This is a genomic window from Streptomyces sp. NPDC046925 (assembly GCF_040644915.1).
Taxonomy (GTDB): Bacteria; Actinomycetota; Actinomycetes; order Streptomycetales; family Streptomycetaceae; genus Streptomyces.
Map to the genome: position 1 here is coordinate 647451 of NZ_JBEYWZ010000003.1, position 16911 is coordinate 664361.

Consider the following 16911-nt stretch of genomic DNA (forward strand, 5'->3'; position numbering starts at 1 on the left):
GAGCGTCCGGTAGTTGTGAAGACTCCTGACGTCACGTCAGATATGTGGCGCGGCAAGGCAGTCGATCACCGTGTGACATTTGTACCGGCGCAGTCCGTACAACCGCATCTGCCGCCTCCCCGCCCCCGGTTCGTAGCGTCATAGCCATGACGAAGACAGTTACCGGCGCCGAGCGGGCCGTGGCGTTCACCGGCGTGGTCAAGGCCTTCGGCGCGCTGCGCGCGGTCGACGGGGTCGACCTGGAGATCGGCCGGGGCGAGACCGTGGCCCTGCTGGGCCGCAACGGCGCCGGCAAGTCGACGACGATCTCCCTCCTGCTCGGCCTTGACGACCCCGACACCGGCCGCGTGGAGCTCTTCGGCGGGCCGCCCGGGGATGCCGTGGGCGCCGGGCACGTGGGCGCCATGCTCCAGGAGGGCCGCCTCGTCCCGCGGGTCACCGTGCGTGAACTGGTCTCCTTCGTGGCCGGGCGCTATCCGGCGCCGCTGCCGGTCGGCGAGGCCCTCGTGCTCGCCGGGATCGAGGATCTCGCCGGGCGGCGCGTCGACAAGCTGTCCGGGGGCCAGACGCAGCGGGTGCGGTTCGCGCTCGCCCTCGCAGGGAATCCCTCGCTGATCGTCCTCGACGAGCCGACCGCCGCTCTCGACGTGGAGGCGCGGCAGGAGTTCTGGGCGTCGATGCGGGCCTACGCGCGGCGCGGCCACACCGTCCTGTTCTCCACCCACTACCTGGAGGAGGCGGACCGGCACGCCGACCGGATCGTCGTCATGGACCACGGCCGGATCGTCGCCGACGGCAGCGGCGAGCAGGTCAAGCGGTCCGCGGGCGGCAGCACCGTCTCCTTCGACCTGGCCGGGCGCGGCACCGAGGGCCTGACGCTGCTGCCCGGCGTGGTCTCCGTCGAGGTGCGCGGGGACCGGGCACGGCTGCGTACGGAGGACTCGGACGCCACGGTGATCGCGCTCGCGGAACTCGGCGCGATACGCGGCCTCGAAGTCACCGCCGCCTCGCTCGACGAGGCGTTCCTGGCCCTGACCGCCCCTGGCTCCCCGCTCACCCCGCTCACCACGGAGGCCGTGTGATGTTCGCCTACGCCAGGCTCGAAGTGCGCAGAACGCTCCGCGACGTCGGCTTCATGATCGGCGGCATCGGCCTCCCGGTCCTGATGTATCTCCTCTTCACCAACATCGGCGGTGGTTCGGACTACGAGGAGTGGAGGACGACGTCGATGATCGGCATGGCCGCGTACGGGGCCGTGATCGCCGCCCTGAACACCGGGACCGGTGTCGCCGAGGACAAGACGATCGGCTGGCTGCGGCAGCTGCGGGTCACGCCCATGACGCCGCGCGAGGTCGTGACGGGCCGGGCCCTGACCGGTGTGGTGACCGTGCTCCCGGCGATCGTGGCGGTGTTCGCCGCGGGCGGCCTGGTCAACGGCGTACGCCTGGCGGCCTGGCAGTGGGCGGCGGCCGCGGTGCTGCTCTGGCTCGGCTCGCTGCCCTTCACGATGCTCGGGCTCGGCAACGGCTACCGGCTGACCGCGCAGACCACCGGTGTGGTGAACACGGCCTGCAATCTGGGGCTCGCGGTGCTCGGCGGCCTCTGGTTCCCCGTCGACCTGTTCCCCGGCTGGCTGCGCGCCCTCTCCGACTACACGCCCACGCACCGCTTCGCCCAGCTCGGCACCTCCGTGACGGACGGCGGCGGCATCGGTTTCGGCACGGTCGCGGTGCTTGCCGCATGGCTGCTCGCCTTCGGTTCGTACGCTGTGATCTCGTACCGCCGGGCTGCGCGGACGGTATGACGAGGCACCGCATGACGACCTCGACGATGCGCCACGGCGCGACAGGAGAAGCAATGCCGGCGAAGAACTTCTGGCAGAGGCACACACGTCTCGCGGGATGGAAGCACAGCAGCAAGGAGCAGCTCGCCGAGATGCGGGCGCAGGAGAAGTCGGGCCGCAGCAAGCCCGAGGACCTGGGCCCGCCCAACGGCTTCGCGATGCTGCCCTGGCTCCTGATGGGCATGGGCTCCTTCTCCAACCTCCTCCAGGGCAAGACGGGCAACCCCTGGCTCGCCGGCATCGGGCTGCTCGCCTTCAACTCCCTCTACATCAGCGTGGTGTTCCGCGCCTTCACCAGGCAGGCCCGCGAGGCGCGCGCCACCAAGTACTCGCTGCTCGGCCTGACCGCGGTCACCTTCGCCCTCGCCATCGGGTACGGCGGCAGCTGGCTGATGTTCTTCCCGCTGCTCGGCCTGGCGACAGGATCGGTCCTGCGGGGCAAGCAGCTGGTTCCCGCGGGGTTCGCCCTGAGCATCGCGGCGGCGGTGGTCGGCGGGCTCAAGGACGGCTGGGACGCGGCGGGCATCGCGTACGGCACGTTCCTCTCCGTCATGGTGACGGCGGCGATCCTGGCCCTCTCCGAGACGGTCAAGGAGCTGCGCACCACCCGTGAGGAGCTGGCGCGCACCGCGGTCGAGAAGGAACGCCTTCGCTTCTCCAGGGACCTGCACGACCTGCTCGGCCACACGCTCTCGGTGATCGTGGTCAAGGCGGAGGCCACGCGCCGTCTCGCCCCGCGCGACCTGGAGGCGGCGCTCGGCCAGGTCTCCGACATCGAGTCCGTCGGCCGCCAGGCCCTGACCGAGATCCGCGAGGCGGTCACCGGCTACCGCGAGGGCAGCCTCGCCACGGAGCTCGACCGGGCGCGCGACCTCCTGGACGCGGCGGGCATCGATGCGGTCGTACGCCAGTCGGGTCCGCCGCTCGCCCCGCAGACGGCGGCGCTGCTCGGCTGGGTGGTCCGCGAGTGCGCCACCAACGTCGTACGCCATTCCGGGGCGACCCGCTGCGAGATCGAGGTGAGCGGCACCGCCGAACGGACTCGGCTGCTGATCACCGACGACGGACGCGGCGTAGGCTCGACCACGCCCGGCAGCGGGCTGAAGGGCCTGGCCGAACGCCTGGCGGCGGCGGGCGGCTCCCTGGAGTCCGGCCCCGCACCGCGCGGCGGCTTCCGGGTCACGGCGGAGCTGCCGGTCACCGAGGTCGGCACCGGTCACGTTGTGGAGGAGCGCACCCCATGATCAGAGTCCTGCTCGCCGAGGACCAGGGCATGATGCGCAGCGCCCTCGCGCTGCTGCTCGGCATGGAGGAGGACATCGAGGTCGTCGCGCAGGTCGGCGCGGGCGACGAGATCGTGGACGCGGCGCTGAACTCCCGGCCCGATGTGGCGCTCCTGGACATCGAGCTGCCGGGGATCAGCGGGATCGACGCGGCGGCGGCGCTGCGGGAGGAGTGCCCCGAGTGCCGGGTCCTCATCCTCACGACCTTCGGCAGACCCGGCTATCTGCGGCGGGCCATGGAGGCGGGGGCGGTGGGGTTCCTGGTCAAGGACGGTCCCGTGGAGGATCTCGCGGAGGCGATCCGGCAGGCGCTGCGGGGGGAGACGGTGATCGACCCCGCCCTTGCGGCGGCGGCCCTGAGCGCGGGGCCCAGTCCGCTGACGGCGCGGGAGGCGGACGTCCTGCGGGCCTCCGTGGACGGAGCGACGGTCGCCGACATCGCGTCGAAGCTGCACCTCTCCGAGTCGACGGTGCGGAACTATCTCTCGGGGGCGATCGGGAAAACGGGGACGCGGAACCGGATGGAGGCGGTACGGGAGGCGAGACAGCGAGGCTGGCTTTAGCCGACCCAGAGGACTTTTTCCCCAACCCCGCCCCTTCCCGAAAACCGGCTGCGCCGGGGCGTCCTCAAACGCCGGACGGCTGGAAGATTCAGCCCATCCGGCGTTTGAGGACGAACTCGGCGAAGCCGGTGATGACCGTACGCACAAGGCCCCCGCGCCAGCGGGTTTTCGGGAAGGGGCGGGGTTGGGGAAAGTTAACGCTTAGAACTGTCCCGCGGCATCCACAGCAGCAGCACAAGGACCCCGGCCAGCAGAATGCAACCGCTCGTCCGGAAAGCCATCGCGTACCCGGACGTCAGCGCCTCCGGAGTCGTCGAGCCCCCCATCCGCGAAGCGGAGACAGTGGACAGGACCGCGAGGCCCAGCGCCCCGCCCATCGTCCGTGAGGTGTTGATGAGCCCCGAGACCAGGCCCGCGTCCTGCGGGTCCGCCCCCGAGGTGCCGAGGGAGGCAAGCGGGGTCGTGGCGAGCCCCGCGCCCAACATCATCACGATGCCGGGCAGCATGATCGAAGTGACGTAGTCGCCGTCGGCGGTCATCAGGGACTGCCAGCCGAACCCCGCCGCGGCCACCAGAATCCCGAGCACGGACACGTTCTTCGCCCCGAGCACCCGCATCAGGCGGGGCGCCAGCTTCGAGCCGAAGACGATCGTCAGCGAGGAGGGGATCAGCGCGAGGCCCGCCTTCAGGGCCGAGTAGCCGAGGACGTTCTGCGCGTACAGCGTCATGAAGAACCACATGGCGAACATCCCGCCGCCGCACACGAACATCGCCGCGTTCGCCGCCGAAACGGACCGCACCCGGAACAGCTTGAGCGGCATCAGCGGCACCTTCGTACGCGCCTCGACCAGCAGGAAGAGGCCGAGCAGCACGAGCCCGGCGGCCAGCGGCACCAGAGTCGCCGCGGCCGTCCAGCCCTTCTCCTCCGTCTGCACGATCCCGTACGCGAGCGTCGCGAGCCCCGCCGTCACGAGCACCGCGCCCGGCACGTCGAGCCGGCGCGCCTCACCCGCCCGGCTCTCGGTCAGCCAGGCCACGCCCGCGACGACGACGAGAGCGCCGATCGGCACGTTGATCAGGAGCACCCAGCGCCAGGAGAGCAGGTCGGTGAGGACACCGCCGACGAGACCGCCCGCGGCGCCGCCGCCCGCGCCCACCGCGGACCAGGTGCCGATCGCCCGTATCCGGGCGGGCCCCTCGGGCACGGCCGAGGTGAGGATCGTCAGGGTGGACGGGGCGAGGACCGCCGCGCCGAGGCCCTGCACGGCCCGCGCCACGAGCAGCTGCCACTCGGCCTGCGCGAGCCCGCCCGCGAGCGACGCCACCGTGAAGAGACCGAGCCCGACCAGGAACATCCGCTTGCGGCCGAAGAGGTCACCGGCCCGCCCGCCGAGCAGCATGAAACCGGCGAAGGCGATCGAGTACGCGTTGACCACCCATTGCAGTCCGACCGCGCTCATGCCCAGGTCTGACCGCATGGAGGGCAGCGCGGTGTTCACCACCGACACGTCGAGGACGACCAGGAACTGCCCGGCGCAGGCGGCGAGCAGCACCGCCCATACGGGGGCGGGCTTCCGCGCGGTCGCGGCTATGTAAGTGTCGGGGGGCGTTTGGACCATGACGGGAATGTTCTCAGGGATTGCATGCCCCGTGCATCGGGGTTTCGGCGCAAAGATTCTCGGCCGTGGGTCCTAGGACCCACGGCCACCTTCCGCCCCCCGAGGTGCCCCGGTCGGTCCCCTATCCCTTGCGCAGCAGCGTCACCACCGCCGCTCCCCCGAGCCCGATGTTGTGCGCGAGGCCCACCCGTGCCCCCGCCACCTGGCGTGCGTCCGCTTCACCCCGCAACTGCCAGGTGAGCTCGGCCACTTGAGCGATGCCCGTCGCGCCGAGCGGGTGTCCCTTGGAGATCAGGCCGCCCGACGGGTTCACCACCCACTGCCCGCCGTAGGTCGTCGCCCCGCTCTCGACGAGCTTCCCCGACTCGCCCGCCGCGCACATGCCAAGGGCCTCGTAGGTGAGGAGTTCGTTGATCGAGAAGCAGTCGTGCAGCTCGATCACGTCGACGTCCTCGATGCCGAGCCCCGACCTCTCGTACACCTGCCGCGCCGCCGCCCTCGACATCGGCTGCCCCACGACGTCGATGCACGAGCCCGAGTCGAAGGACTCCCCCGTGTCCGTCGTCATCGCCTGCGCGGCGATCTCCACGGCGCGGTCCTGGAGGCCGTGCCGCTCCACGAAACGCTCCGAGACCACCACCGCCGCGGCCGACCCGTCCGACGTGGGCGAGCACTGGAGCTTGGTGAGCGGGCGGTGGATGGTCTTGGCGGCGAGGATCTCGTCGACCGTGTACTCGTCCTGGAACTGGGCGTAGGGATTGTGCACCGAGTGCCGGTGGTTCTTGGCGCCCACGGCGGCGAGCTGCGCCTCACTGATGCCGTACTTCTCCATGTGCTCGCGCGCCGCGTTGCCGAAGATCTGGGCGGTGGGCGGGGTCATCTCGAAGCCATGCCGTGCCGCCATCACGCCGTAGTGCCGGGCGACCGGCGACGTCTTGAAGTCGCCGCCGTCCGAGCCGCCGCCGAGCGCGCCCCGCGCCATCTTCTCGAAGCCCAGCGCGAGGACGCAGTCGTTGATGCCGCCCTCGACGAACTGCCGCGCCATCATCAGCGCGGTCGACGCCGTCGCGCAGTTGTTGTTCACGTTGTAGACGGGGACGCCGGTCAGGCCCAGTTCGTACGCGGCCCGCTGGCCCGCCGTCGAGGCCTGGAAGCAGTAGCCGACCGGCACCTGCTCCACGTCCTCGTAACTGATCCCGGCGTCGTCGAGCGCCTTGGTGCCCGCCTCCTTCGCCATGTCCCAGTACTGCCAGTCCCGCGTCTCGGGCTTCTCGAACTTCGTCATGCCGACGCCGACTATGTACGCCTTCACTGTCCGGCTCCTTCTCCGTGGTGGGGCCAGGGCCCTAGATGATCGGGCGGGGCTCGGGGTCCCTCGGCAGGCCGAGGAGCCGTTCCGCGACGACGTTCAGCTGCACCTGCGTGGTCCCGCCCGCGATGGTCAGGCAGCGCGACATCAGGAAGCCGTGCAGCGCCCGCTCCCCCGCGCCCTCGCGGACCGCGCCCGCCGGGCCGAGCAGTTCCAGGGCGAGTTCGGCGACCTTCTGCTGGTGCGGGGTCTGCACGAGCTTGCGGACGGAGGCACCGGCCCCCGGTTCGGCGCCGGACACCTGCCGCATCGTCGTCCGCAGGCCGATGCAGGCGAGCGCGTGTGCCTCGGCGGCGAGGGTGCCGATCCGCGCGCGGCACGCGTCGTCGAGGTCGGCGGCGCGCCCGATGAGCGCTTCGAGACCGGTGTCGAAGGTCAGCTGGTCGGCCATGTGGACGCGTTCGTTGCCGAGGGTGTGGCGCGCGACCCGCCAGCCGTCGTCGACCTCGCCGACCACCGCGTCGGCGGGCAGCAGGACGTCGTCGAAGTAGACCTCGTTGAAGAGGGAGTCCCCGGTGATCTCCTTCAGCGGGCGGATGTCGATGCCCGGGGCCCGCTTCATGTCGACGAGGAAGTACGTGAGGCCCTTGTGTTTGGGGGCTTCGGGGTCCGTGCGGGCCAGGAGGATTCCGTGGTCCGCCCACTGCGCCGCGCTCGTCCACACCTTCTGGCCGTTGATCAGCCAGCCGCCCTCGACCCGCTGGGCCCGCGTCCGCAGCGAGGCCAGGTCCGAACCCGCTCCGGGCTCGCTGAAGAGCTGGCACCACAGCACCTCGCCCCTGAGGGTCGGCGCCAGGAACCGCTCCTGCTGCTCCCGTGTCCCGTACGCGATGAGCGAGGGCACCACCCAGGTGGCGATCCCGAGATCGCTGACGCGCACCCCGGCGGCCGCGAGCTCCTGCTGGACGGCGAGTTGCTGGACGGGGCCGGCGCCGAGGCCGTACGGCTCGGGCAGATGGGGCGCGGCGTAGCCGGTCGGGGCGAGGGCCTTGCGGGCGGCTGCCGGGTCGAGCCCCCGCGCCGGGGCGACGGCCTCGCGGGCCTGCTCCCGGTAGGCCTCCGCCTCCCGCGGCAGCTCCGTCCGCAGCTCCCTGCGCGCGCCGCCCTCCGCGAGCCGCACCGCCCGCAGCCGGTGCGCGTCACCGGTGCCGAGCAGCTGCCGGGCAACCAGTGACCTGCGCAGATACAGATGCGCGTCGTGCTCCCAGGTGAAACCGATGCCGCCGAGGATCTGGATGGCGTCCTTGGCGCAGGAGTACGCGGCGTCGAGCGCGGCCCCGGCCGCGAGCGCCGCCACGAGTCCCCGCACCTGCGGCGGCTCACCGGCCGCCCGCGCCGCGTCCCACGCGAGCGCCCGCGCCTGTTCGAGGCGCACCAGCATGTCGGCGCAAGCGTGCTTGACCGCCTGGAACTGTCCGATGGGCCGCCCGAACTGCTCGCGCACCTTCGCGTGCTCGACGGCCGTTTCGAGCGCCCAGCCGGCCACCCCGCACGCGTCCGCCGCGTACAGGACGCACGCCAGATCCCGTACGAGTGCCGTGTCCACGTCGAGCACCCGCCCGGCCGGGACCTCCACCCCGGAAGCCGTCACCTCGGCGGTGGGCCGCGTCGGGTCGGCGCTCTCCTGCGTGCGTACGGTCAGCTCGGCGGCGTCGACGGCCAGCCATACCGTGCCGGGCGCGGACGTCGCGGACTCCGCGGCCTTCGCGGCCTTCGCGGCCTTCGCGGCCTTCGCGGCCTTCGCGGGCAGGATCAGGAGGTCGGCGTCGGCTCCGCAGAGCACGGGCGGGGCAGCTCCGTCGAGGAGCCGGCCGTCCGCCGCGGGCGCCGCGGTCAGCGTGCCCGCACCGAGCGCGACGGCGCCGATCCGCGCCCCGGAGGCCAGGTCGGCGGCAAGGTCACGGGCGCCCGCCGCGTGCAGCACGGCCGAGGCGAGGGCGCTGGCCAGGTACGGCCCCGGCAGCGCGGCGCGTCCCGCCTCCTCCAGGACGACGGCGAGGTCCACGAGGCCGCCGCCCCCGCCGCCGCACTCCTCCGGCAGATGCACCGCGAGCAGCCCCTGTTCGGCGAGGCCGTCCCAGTACGCGGGCCTGCCGCCCGTGCCGGGCGGGGCGTCGAGCAGTTTGCGTATCTCCTCGGGCGGTACGGCGCGGGCGGTCCAGCCGCGCACCGCCGCCGCCAACTCCCCTTGTTCCTGCGTGATTCCGATGCCCATGCGCGTCCTCGCCGGTAGCAGCTTCCGGGACGGCGACAGACTAGAACACGTTCCAGTACGGCGGAAGCCTGACGGAGGGTCAGATATCGGGCCGCTCGGCGCACCGCCTATCCGGCCGGTTAACAACAGGTCAAGAATTCCCCTCGTACGACATCCGTCGGAATAGTCGCCTCGGGAAACAGGTTCGCACTGCACGTACCCCTGCCAGCTTTTTCGCAGCGCCCCCGGAGGCCCCACGTAATGACGCAGTCGACGACCCACCAACGCGGCCCCCGCGGAGTCGTCCCCGTACTCGCCTTCGCCGGCATCGTCGTCGCGGTGATGCAGACGCTCCTGGTGCCGGTCATCAAGGACCTGCCGACACTTCTGAGCACCTCGCCGTCGAACGCCACCTGGGTCATGACGGCGACCCTGCTCGCGGGCGCCGTCTCGACCCCGATCATGGGCCGCCTCGGTGACCTCTACGGCAAGCGCCGGATGCTCCTGACGAGCCTGGCCGTGATGGTCGTGGGATCGCTGATCTGCGGTTTCACCGATGACCTCGTCGTGATGATCGTCGGCCGCGCCCTCCAGGGCTTCGCGATGGGCGCCATCCCGCTCGGCATCGGCCTGATGCGCGACGAGCTGCCCCGCGAGAAGCTCGGCTCCGCGATGGCCCTGATGAGCTCCTCCATCGGCGTCGGCGGCGGCCTCGCGCTGCCGCTCGCGGCGCTGACCGCGCAGCACGCCGACTGGCACGCCCTCTTCTTCGGAGCGGCGGGCCTGGGCGTCATATCGATGCTCCTGACGGTGGCCTTCGTACCGGAGAGCAAGGTCAAGGCGCAGGGCACCTTCGACGTGATCGGCGCGCTGGGCCTCTCCGCGGGCCTGGTCCTCTTCCTCCTGCCCATCACCAAGGGCAGCGACTGGGGCTGGACCTCCGGCATGACGCTCGGCCTGTTCGGCGCGGCGGCGGTCGTCCTGGTCCTGTGGGGCGTGATGGAGCTGCGCCTCAAGGCGCCGCTGGTGGACCTGCGCACCACGGCCCGCCCCGCGGTCCTGTTCACCAACCTGGCTTCGATCATGGTCGGCGTGGCGTTCTACGCAATCTCGCTCGTCCTCCCGCAGCTGCTCCAGCTGCCGACCGCCACCGGCTACGGCCTCGGCCAGTCCATGGTCGTCGCGGGCCTGTGCGTGGCACCGCTCGGCCTCACGATGATGTTCACGGCTCCGGTGTACGCGCGCCTCTCGGCGAAGTACGGCCCGAAGGTGACCCTCATCCTCGGCATGCTGATCATCGGGATCGGCTACGGCGCGGGCCTCGGCCTGATGAGCGCCGCCTGGCAGACGATCATCATCGCGGTGGTGATCGGCGCGGGCATCGGCCTCGCCTACTCCTCGCTCCCCGCGCTGATCATCGGCGCCGTGCCGCCTTCGGAGACGGGCGCGGCGAACGGCCTCAACACGTTGATGCGCTCCATCGGTACGTCGGTCTCCAGCGCCGTGATCGGCATGGTCCTCGCCAACACCGCGGACCACGTGGGCGGCGTCGCGATCCCGACGATGACGGGCTTCAGGACCTCGTTCCTGATCGCCACCGGCGCGGTCGCCCTGGGCCTGGTCTTCGCCCTCTTCCTCCCCTCCGCCCGCCGCTCGGTCAAGACCCAGCTCCGGGCCAGCAGCGAGGAGGACGCGAACCTGCGCGCCGCTACGGAGGCGCTCGCCGGCTTCCACGGCCGTGTCCTCAGCCCCTCCGGGGCGCCGGTCGCCCGCGCCAAGGTCACACTGATCGACCGCCGGGGGCGGCAGGCCGGTTCTGCCCTCACGGACGAGGGCGGCCACTATGCGCTCCCGGTGCCGGGCGACGGCTCCTACGTCCTCGCGGCAACGGCCGCGGGGCATGCGCCGCTTGCTTCGGCGGCGGCGTATCGCGCGGACGACCGGGCGGTCGAGATGGACCTGCCGCTGCCGGGCGGGAGCGACGTGCTGGCGTAGGGGCGTTCCCTGCGGGGCCTTCCCCAGTCCCGCCCCTTCCCGAAACTGTGGGCTCCGCCCCCAGACCCCCGGGTGGGCACCCGGCGGAAACAGACCGGGGGCTTCGCCCCCCAGACCCCCGGAAAGACTGGCCTCAATCGCCGGCCGGGCTGAGATTTCCCCGAGCCGGGAAATCTCCAGCCCGTCCGGCGTTTGAGGACGAACTCGGCGGAGCCGGTGATTGCGGCACGCACAAGGCCCTCGCGCCGAGCGAGTTTTCGGGAAGGGGCGGGGTTGGGGAGAAATCCCTTACCCCCGCGGAGCGGCCTGCTCCAGCTCATCGATGGTCCCGGACATCACAGTCCGGACATGCTCCGTCAGATGCTCCGCAGGCCAATCCCACCAAGCAACAGCCAACAGCCGCGCAACCTCATCCTCGCTGTACCGCGTACGAATCAGCTTCGCCGGATTCCCCCCGACCACCCCATAGTCGGGCACATCGTCCACGACAACGGACCCCGAAGCGACCACCGCCCCGTTCCCGATCCGCACCCCCGGCATCACCGTCACCCCGTACCCGAACCACACGTCATGCCCGACGACGGTGTCCCCGCGCCCCGGCAACCCGCTGATCAGGTCGAAGTGCTCGCCCCACGAGCCGCCCATGATGGGGAAGGGAAACGTGGAGGGCCCGTCCATCCGGTGGTTCGCGCCGTTCATGATGAACCGCACCCCCGTCCCGAACGCACAGAACTTCCCGATACGGAGCTTCTCCGGCCCGTAGTGGTAGAGGACGTTGCGCGTCTCGAAGGCCGTCGCGTCATCCGGGTCGTCGTAGTACGAGTACTCCCCCGCCTCGATCAGAGGAGACTTCACCAGCGGCTTCAAAAGCACGACGCGAGGCTGATCCGGAAAGGGATGCAGCACCGTCGGATCAGCCGGTACGAGTTCCATGACCGTTCCCTTCACCGCTGTGTACCGCCCCGCCGCCATGATCAGCCGGGCCATGCGGCAGCATAGGTCGGCCCACGGCACAGACCCACCGCTTTTCCGCCCGCTCGTGCGCCCGCTCGTGCGACCGCATTCCCGAAGCCCAGGAGGACCCCCATGGCCGCCCCCCAGCCCAAGCCGGAAATCCTCGCCGCCTTCGAAGCGGCGAAGGGCTTCATGCCCACCGGCGAGGGCCTCGCCCTGTACGCGGCGGCGGCGGAAGCGGCGGCGCTCGGGCTGCCCCTCCTGGAGGTCGGGACGTACTGCGGCCGTTCCACGATCCTGCTCGCGGACGCCGCCCGCGAGGCCGGCGTCACGGCGATCACCGTGGACCACCACCGCGGCAGCGAGGAGCAGCAGCCGGGCTGGGAGTATCACGACCCGGCGACGGTCGACCCGGAGGTCGGCCGGATGGATACCCTCCCCACCTTCCGGCGCACCCTCCACCACGCGGGCCTCGAAGAGCACGTCATCGCGATCGTGGGCCGCTCGCCGCAGGTGGCGAAGGCATGGGGCGGACCGCTCGGTCTCGTCTTCATCGACGGCGGCCACACGGACGAGCACGCGACCGGCGACTACGAGGGCTGGGCCCCGCACATCGCGGAGGGCGGCCTGCTCCTGATCCACGACGTCTTCCCCGACCCCGTCGACATCATGACGGGCCAGGCGCCGTACCGCGTCTACCTCAGGGCCCTGGAGTCCGGCGCGTTCACCGAAGTCTCCGCAACAGACTCTCTGCGCGTCCTGCGCCGAACGGGCACGGGGATCTGACCTCGCGGTTAGAGTCGCTCTCGTGTCGTACGTAGGTCCGGACAGTCAGCCCCCACGCCCGCCCCGCCGTTTCACCGGCGGCCCCCTCACCGTGACGCTCGCCGCGCTGGTGCCCACCTGCCTGGCCGGGTGGCTCATCTATGAGGCGACGAGCGGGCCCGGAGGCGACGAGCCCGCCAGAACGCTCCCCGCCTCCAGCCAGTCCGCGCAGGGCTCCTCGTCCGCCCGGCCCTCCCCGTCGGCCTCCGGGAAGGACGACGACAAGGGGAAGGGGGACGACAAGGACAAGGACAAGGCGAGCGACGAGCCGAGTACGTCGAAGCCTCCGAAGTCGTCGGGCCGTCCCGCCGCCTCCGGGCCCCTCAAGGGCAAGGTCGTCGTCATCGACCCCGGTCACAACCCGGGCAACGGCAAGCACACGGCCGAGATCAACCGTCTCGTCAACGTCGGTACGCACCGCAAGGAGTGCGACACCACGGGCACCTCCACCAACAACGGTTACACCGAAGCCGAGTTCACCCTCTCCGTCTCGCGCCACCTGCGCACGCTGCTCCAGAAGGAGGGCGCCACGGTGAAGTTCACGCAGGACGGCGACCGCCCCTGGGGCCCCTGCGTCGACGAGCGCGCCCGCATCGGCAACGAAGCCCGCGCGGACGCCGTCGTCTCCGTGCACGCCGACGGATCGGCGGCCGGCAACCGCGGCTTCCACGTGATCCTGCCCGCGTCGGTGAAGTCCGGCGCCGCGGACACCTCGAAGATCGTCGTCCCGTCGCGCGACCTCGGTGAGCGCATCGCGGGCAAGTTCCTGAGCGCGACGGGCAGCGCCCCGTCCAACTACATCGGCGACGGCACCGGCCTCGACGTACGCAAGGATCTGGGCGGCCTCAACCTCTCCACCGTCCCCAAGGTGTTCATCGAGTGCGGCAACATGCGGGACTCGAAGGACGAGGCATTGATCACTAATGACGCCTGGCGGCAGAAGGCAGCCCGGGGGATCTCGGACGGAATCGTGAGTTTTCTGCGGGGATAACGCGTCGGTAGCTCTTTATGCCGAGCAGACACCCCGCCCGTGGGAACGATAATGTCCTCCGTACGATGGGGGGCCATCCCCGCGCTCTGCGCCGAGACCTGCGGCGAGCGACGCCTCCACCGACGAGACGACTTACGAAGGACCTGAAGTGAATATCCGCTCTCTCACTCGAGGCGACGGCGTGGTGATCGGGGCAGCGGTGTTGCTGTTCATCGCCTCGTTCCTGGACATCATCGACCTCGAAGGTGCTCCGGACTCAACCGATATGCCAAACGGCTGGAACAGCGGTCCGTTCCTGCTGGGGGTCACCCTCGCCGGGATTATCGGTGCCGTCTGCATCATCGTGGCCCGCGGCCTGCCCGCGGCCCCGAAGGTCCTCGGCATCGACCTCGGTCACTTCGGCGTCGCCTTCACCGTGGCCGCCCTCTGGAGCGCCCTCGGGCAGGTCTTCGACCCGGCCGGTGGCTTCGACAACATGGGGTCGGGTGACAGCGGCGTCGACGTCGGTGTCGGCACCATCCTCTCTCTCATCGCGACGCTGATCCTGGCCGCCGGAGCGATCCTCTCCCTGACCGTCCCCGCCTTCAAGGCCCCCCTCGTCGGCGCCGCGCGCCCCGCCCCGCAGCCCTACGGCGGGCAGCCGCAGGGTGGCTACGGCTACCCCGGTGCGCAGGGCCAGCCGCAGCAGGGTCAGCCGTACGGCGCCCAGCCCGGTCAGCCCCAGCAGGGTCAGCCCTACGGCGCCCAGCCGGGTCAGCCGCAGGGGCAGACGCCGCCTCCCGCGGCGGCGCAGGCCACCGGTGACTTCTCGCCGTTCTGGTTCGCCGTGCCGGTGCCGCGTCCGCTGTACGCGGAGGACGGTTCGCCCACGCCGATCGCCGAACTGGCGCCCGGCACCTGGTACCTGGCCGTCGAGCAGCGCGGTCCCGGCCTGGTGGCGCAGACGCAGGACGGCCGTCGTGGCGTGCTGCAGGACACCACGGGGATCCAGCGCGGCTGATCGACCGCACTCTCCCGCACCTCGCGGCCCCTCGCCCTTCCGGGCGGGGGGCCGTTGTCGTACAGTCGCCTCTCTGCACTGAACTGACGGACCGTCAGGAAGGAATGGGGCATGGGCACGGACATGCGCCTGGGGCTCGCACTCGGCTACTGGGGGCGCGGCCCCGACCCCGGGCATGTGGCACTCGCCCGGGAGGCCGAGCAGCTCGGTTATGACTCCGTGTGGACGGCGGAGGCGTGGGGCTCGGACGCCTTCACGCCGCTGACCTGGATCGCGGCACAGACCTCGCGGATCAAGCTGGGCACGGCGGTCGTGCAGATGGCGGCGCGGTCGCCGGTGACGACCGCGATGCACGCGCTGACCCTGGACCACCTCTCCGGCGGGCGGATGATGCTCGGGCTCGGGCTTTCCGGCCCGCAGGTGGTGGAGGGGTGGTACGGGCGGCCGTTCCCGAAGTCGCCGCTGACCGCGACGCGGGAGTACGTGGACGTCATCCGCCAAGTACTGCGGCGGGAGGGCCCGGTCACCCTCGACGGACGCTTCCACTCACACCCCTACCAGGGCGATGACGGCAGCGGTCTGGGCAAGCCCCTGAAGCCGATCACGCATCCGCTGCGGGCGGATCTGCCCGTACTGCTCGGGGCTGAGGGGCCCAAGAACATCGCGCAGACGGCGCGGATCGCGGACGGGTGGCTGCCGCTCTACTGGTCGCCGATGCGGTCCGACGTGTACGAGGCGTCGCTCGCGGGGGCGCCGGAGGGATTCGTGGTCGCGCCCATGGCGCGGGCGAAGGTCTGCGACGACGTTGCGGAGGGCTTGCTTCCGGTCAAGGCGATGCTGGGGTTCTATATCGGCGGAATGGGGCACTCCGCGCGAAACTTTCATGCGGATCTGATGGCGCGGATGGGGTTCGAAGCAGAGGCGCGAAGGATCCAGGAACTGTTTCTGGCGGGGCGCCGGGAGGAGGCAGTCCTCGCGGTGCCGGATGCTTTCGCCGATGAGATTTCGTTGGTGGGGCCGCGGGAGCGTATTGCGGAAAGGCTGGAGTTGTGGCGCAAGGGCCCGGTGACGGATCTGCTGGTACTGGCGCCTGACCCCCATACCCTGCGGGTACTGGCGGAGCTGAATAGCTAGGCAAGGGCGGCCCCTGCGGGGACCCCCGACAAGATGTCCTCAAACGCCGGACGGGCTGAATGTATTCAGCCCGTCCGGCGTTTGAGGACGAACTCGGCGGAGCCGGTGATTTACGGCAACCAAGGCAAACGTCAATGCCAGGCCCCCGCGCCAGACCTACCCCTTGGCCAGTTCCCCCGCCGACGGCACCTTGTCCTTGACCTCCGCGCCCGCGCCCTTGCCCGCGTCCTTCACCTTGTTGATGACGTCGTCGAAGGAGTTCACGACCGAGTCCGTCGAGTCGCCCTTGCGCAGCTTCTTCGGCAGGTCCTTCAGGGCGTCGATCCCGGCCGTCAGCGGCGCCACCGCCTTGGCGAGCGCCGGGTCGCCCTTCGCGTTCTTCGACGCCGCCTTCAGGCGGTTGTAGGCGAGCGTCCCCGCGAGCCCCGCCTTGATCAGGGCGAACTTCCGCCCGTCGGCGCCCTTCTTGAACTTCCCGGCCTTGAAGGGCTTCACGATCCACTGGTACGTCGCCCCGGCGGCGATGCCCGCGTTCGCGACGAACCGCGTCTTCGCGAACTTCTGCTTCTGTGCCGAGCTGGAGGCCGACGGCGAGGACGACGCCGCGTTGGCGTCGTCGTTGCCGCTGCACGCGGTCGTACCCGCGAGCAGGGCGCCGCACAGCACAGGGGCGACAAGTGACCGGCGTACGGCCGCAGCGGACAGCGACACGGGGGACCTCCAGGAGTGGACAGTTCTCCTGGCAGCCTCACCCCGCACGACGGGACCTGCCACCCGGGCGAGCCCGTACGGGTTTCAACCGCGTCTTTCCAGGTACACGGATGACATGTCCACCCGACAAGCACGTGGCAGCACCGCAGCGAGGGTCATCGTCATCGTCGCCGACGTGATGGCCATCATCCTCGGCCTGTGGATCCTCATGTATCTGTTGGACGCGAACCGCGCCAACGACCTCGTCCAGTTCATCCACGACGTGGCCCGCTGGCTCGCCGGCTGGTCGCATGATCTGTTCACGTTCGACGAGGCCTGGGCCCGCGTGGTCTGCGGATACGGCCTCGCGGCGCTGGTCTACGTCTTCGTGGGCCACGCCATTGCGGGACGGCTGCGCCGCTACTGACCGGTGCCGCTGCTACCCCCGGCA

General features: G+C 70.9%; 15 protein-coding genes. 10 read left to right on the forward strand and 5 right to left on the reverse strand.

Annotated features, from left to right (window positions below):
- Nucleotides 1-146 precede the first annotated feature (146 nt).
- From ABZ906_RS16175 to ABZ906_RS16190, 4 genes are all read left to right on the forward strand, one after another.
- Nucleotides 147-1082 carry an ABC transporter ATP-binding protein gene (locus ABZ906_RS16175; protein ID WP_361382436.1) on the forward strand — a complete coding sequence of 312 codons (936 nt, stop codon included), beginning with the start codon at nucleotides 147-149 and terminating at the stop codon, nucleotides 1080-1082.
- A complete protein-coding gene (locus tag ABZ906_RS16180; RefSeq protein ID WP_361382439.1) occupies nucleotides 1082-1804 on the forward strand; it encodes an ABC transporter permease in 723 nt (240 codons plus the stop codon). The genes ABZ906_RS16175 and ABZ906_RS16180 overlap by 1 nt, the downstream gene beginning before the upstream one ends.
- A gap of 131 nt (nucleotides 1805-1935) precedes the next feature.
- Nucleotides 1936-3087: a sensor histidine kinase gene (locus ABZ906_RS16185; protein WP_361198800.1), complete on the forward strand. Its 1152-nt coding sequence runs from the start codon at nucleotides 1936-1938 to the stop codon at nucleotides 3085-3087.
- On the forward strand, nucleotides 3084-3689 hold the full coding sequence (locus ABZ906_RS16190) for a response regulator transcription factor (RefSeq protein WP_361198691.1): 606 nt from the start codon (nucleotides 3084-3086) through the stop codon (nucleotides 3687-3689). The genes ABZ906_RS16185 and ABZ906_RS16190 overlap by 4 nt, the downstream gene beginning before the upstream one ends.
- 194 nt (nucleotides 3690-3883) lie before the next feature.
- Here ABZ906_RS16190 and ABZ906_RS16195 read toward each other — a convergent pair whose 3' ends face one another.
- The 3 genes from ABZ906_RS16195 to ABZ906_RS16205 form a co-directional block, all read right to left on the reverse strand.
- Nucleotides 3884-5308, reverse strand: a complete 1425-nt coding sequence (locus ABZ906_RS16195; protein WP_361382442.1) for an MFS transporter — start codon at nucleotides 5306-5308, stop codon at nucleotides 3884-3886.
- A gap of 121 nt (nucleotides 5309-5429) precedes the next feature.
- Nucleotides 5430-6620, reverse strand: a complete 1191-nt coding sequence (locus ABZ906_RS16200) for a lipid-transfer protein (protein ID WP_361382445.1) — start codon at nucleotides 6618-6620, stop codon at nucleotides 5430-5432.
- Between the two features lie 34 nt (nucleotides 6621-6654).
- Nucleotides 6655-8892: an acyl-CoA dehydrogenase gene (locus ABZ906_RS16205; protein WP_361382448.1), complete on the reverse strand. Its 2238-nt coding sequence runs from the start codon at nucleotides 8890-8892 to the stop codon at nucleotides 6655-6657.
- Nucleotides 8893-9132: 240 nt separating this feature from the next.
- Here ABZ906_RS16205 and ABZ906_RS16210 point away from each other — a divergent pair, with 240 nt between their 5' ends.
- Nucleotides 9133-10866, forward strand: a complete 1734-nt coding sequence (locus ABZ906_RS16210) for an MFS transporter (protein WP_361382451.1) — start codon at nucleotides 9133-9135, stop codon at nucleotides 10864-10866.
- A gap of 288 nt (nucleotides 10867-11154) precedes the next feature.
- Here the strand turns inward: ABZ906_RS16210 and ABZ906_RS16215 are convergent, their stop codons facing one another.
- The gene (locus tag ABZ906_RS16215) at nucleotides 11155-11799 is read right to left on the reverse strand and encodes a CatB-related O-acetyltransferase (protein ID WP_361383232.1); all 645 of its coding nucleotides are present in this window, start codon (nucleotides 11797-11799) and stop codon (nucleotides 11155-11157) included.
- A 153-nt stretch (nucleotides 11800-11952) separates the two neighbouring features.
- Here ABZ906_RS16215 and ABZ906_RS16220 point away from each other — a divergent pair, with 153 nt between their 5' ends.
- From ABZ906_RS16220 to ABZ906_RS16235, 4 genes are all read left to right on the forward strand, one after another.
- Nucleotides 11953-12606 (forward strand): class I SAM-dependent methyltransferase, encoded by a 654-nt coding sequence (locus ABZ906_RS16220; protein ID WP_361382454.1) that lies wholly within the window; start codon nucleotides 11953-11955, stop codon nucleotides 12604-12606.
- A 22-nt stretch (nucleotides 12607-12628) separates the two neighbouring features.
- Nucleotides 12629-13636 (forward strand): N-acetylmuramoyl-L-alanine amidase, encoded by a 1008-nt coding sequence (locus ABZ906_RS16225; protein WP_361382457.1) that lies wholly within the window; start codon nucleotides 12629-12631, stop codon nucleotides 13634-13636.
- A 148-nt stretch (nucleotides 13637-13784) separates the two neighbouring features.
- Nucleotides 13785-14636 carry a hypothetical protein gene (locus ABZ906_RS16230; RefSeq protein WP_361198766.1) on the forward strand — a complete coding sequence of 284 codons (852 nt, stop codon included), beginning with the start codon at nucleotides 13785-13787 and terminating at the stop codon, nucleotides 14634-14636.
- 123 nt (nucleotides 14637-14759) lie between these two features.
- Nucleotides 14760-15770: an LLM class F420-dependent oxidoreductase gene (locus tag ABZ906_RS16235; RefSeq protein WP_361383235.1), complete on the forward strand. Its 1011-nt coding sequence runs from the start codon at nucleotides 14760-14762 to the stop codon at nucleotides 15768-15770.
- A 156-nt stretch (nucleotides 15771-15926) separates the two neighbouring features.
- Here the strand turns inward: ABZ906_RS16235 and ABZ906_RS16240 are convergent, their stop codons facing one another.
- Complete coding sequence (locus ABZ906_RS16240; RefSeq protein ID WP_361189679.1) at nucleotides 15927-16481, reverse strand: hypothetical protein; 555 nt, start codon at nucleotides 16479-16481, stop codon at nucleotides 15927-15929.
- A 115-nt stretch (nucleotides 16482-16596) separates the two neighbouring features.
- Between ABZ906_RS16240 and ABZ906_RS16245 the strand changes: the two genes are divergently transcribed.
- Complete coding sequence (locus ABZ906_RS16245) at nucleotides 16597-16887, forward strand: hypothetical protein (protein ID WP_361189676.1); 291 nt, start codon at nucleotides 16597-16599, stop codon at nucleotides 16885-16887.
- Nucleotides 16888-16911: the final 24 nt, after the last annotated feature.

Bases quoted from the DNA above. Each gene is read 5' to 3' on its own strand.
- ABZ906_RS16175 (WP_361382436.1), top strand. From the start codon at position 147: ATGACGAAGACAGTTACCGGCGCCGAGCGGGCCGTGGCGTTCACCGGC.
- ABZ906_RS16180 (WP_361382439.1), top strand. From the start codon at position 1,082: ATGTTCGCCTACGCCAGGCTCGAAGTGCGCAGAACGCTCCGCGACGTC.
- ABZ906_RS16185 (WP_361198800.1), top strand. From the start codon at position 1,936: ATGCGGGCGCAGGAGAAGTCGGGCCGCAGCAAGCCCGAGGACCTGGGC.
- ABZ906_RS16190 (WP_361198691.1), top strand. From the start codon at position 3,084: ATGATCAGAGTCCTGCTCGCCGAGGACCAGGGCATGATGCGCAGCGCC.
- ABZ906_RS16195 (WP_361382442.1), bottom strand. From the start codon at position 5,308: ATGGTCCAAACGCCCCCCGACACTTACATAGCCGCGACCGCGCGGAAG.
- ABZ906_RS16205 (WP_361382448.1), bottom strand. From the start codon at position 8,892: ATGGGCATCGGAATCACGCAGGAACAAGGGGAGTTGGCGGCGGCGGTG.
- ABZ906_RS16210 (WP_361382451.1), top strand. From the start codon at position 9,133: ATGACGCAGTCGACGACCCACCAACGCGGCCCCCGCGGAGTCGTCCCC.
- ABZ906_RS16215 (WP_361383232.1), bottom strand. From the start codon at position 11,799: ATGGAACTCGTACCGGCTGATCCGACGGTGCTGCATCCCTTTCCGGAT.
- ABZ906_RS16220 (WP_361382454.1), top strand. From the start codon at position 11,953: ATGGCCGCCCCCCAGCCCAAGCCGGAAATCCTCGCCGCCTTCGAAGCG.
- ABZ906_RS16235 (WP_361383235.1), top strand. From the start codon at position 14,760: ATGCGCCTGGGGCTCGCACTCGGCTACTGGGGGCGCGGCCCCGACCCC.
- ABZ906_RS16245 (WP_361189676.1), top strand. From the start codon at position 16,597: ATGTCCACCCGACAAGCACGTGGCAGCACCGCAGCGAGGGTCATCGTC.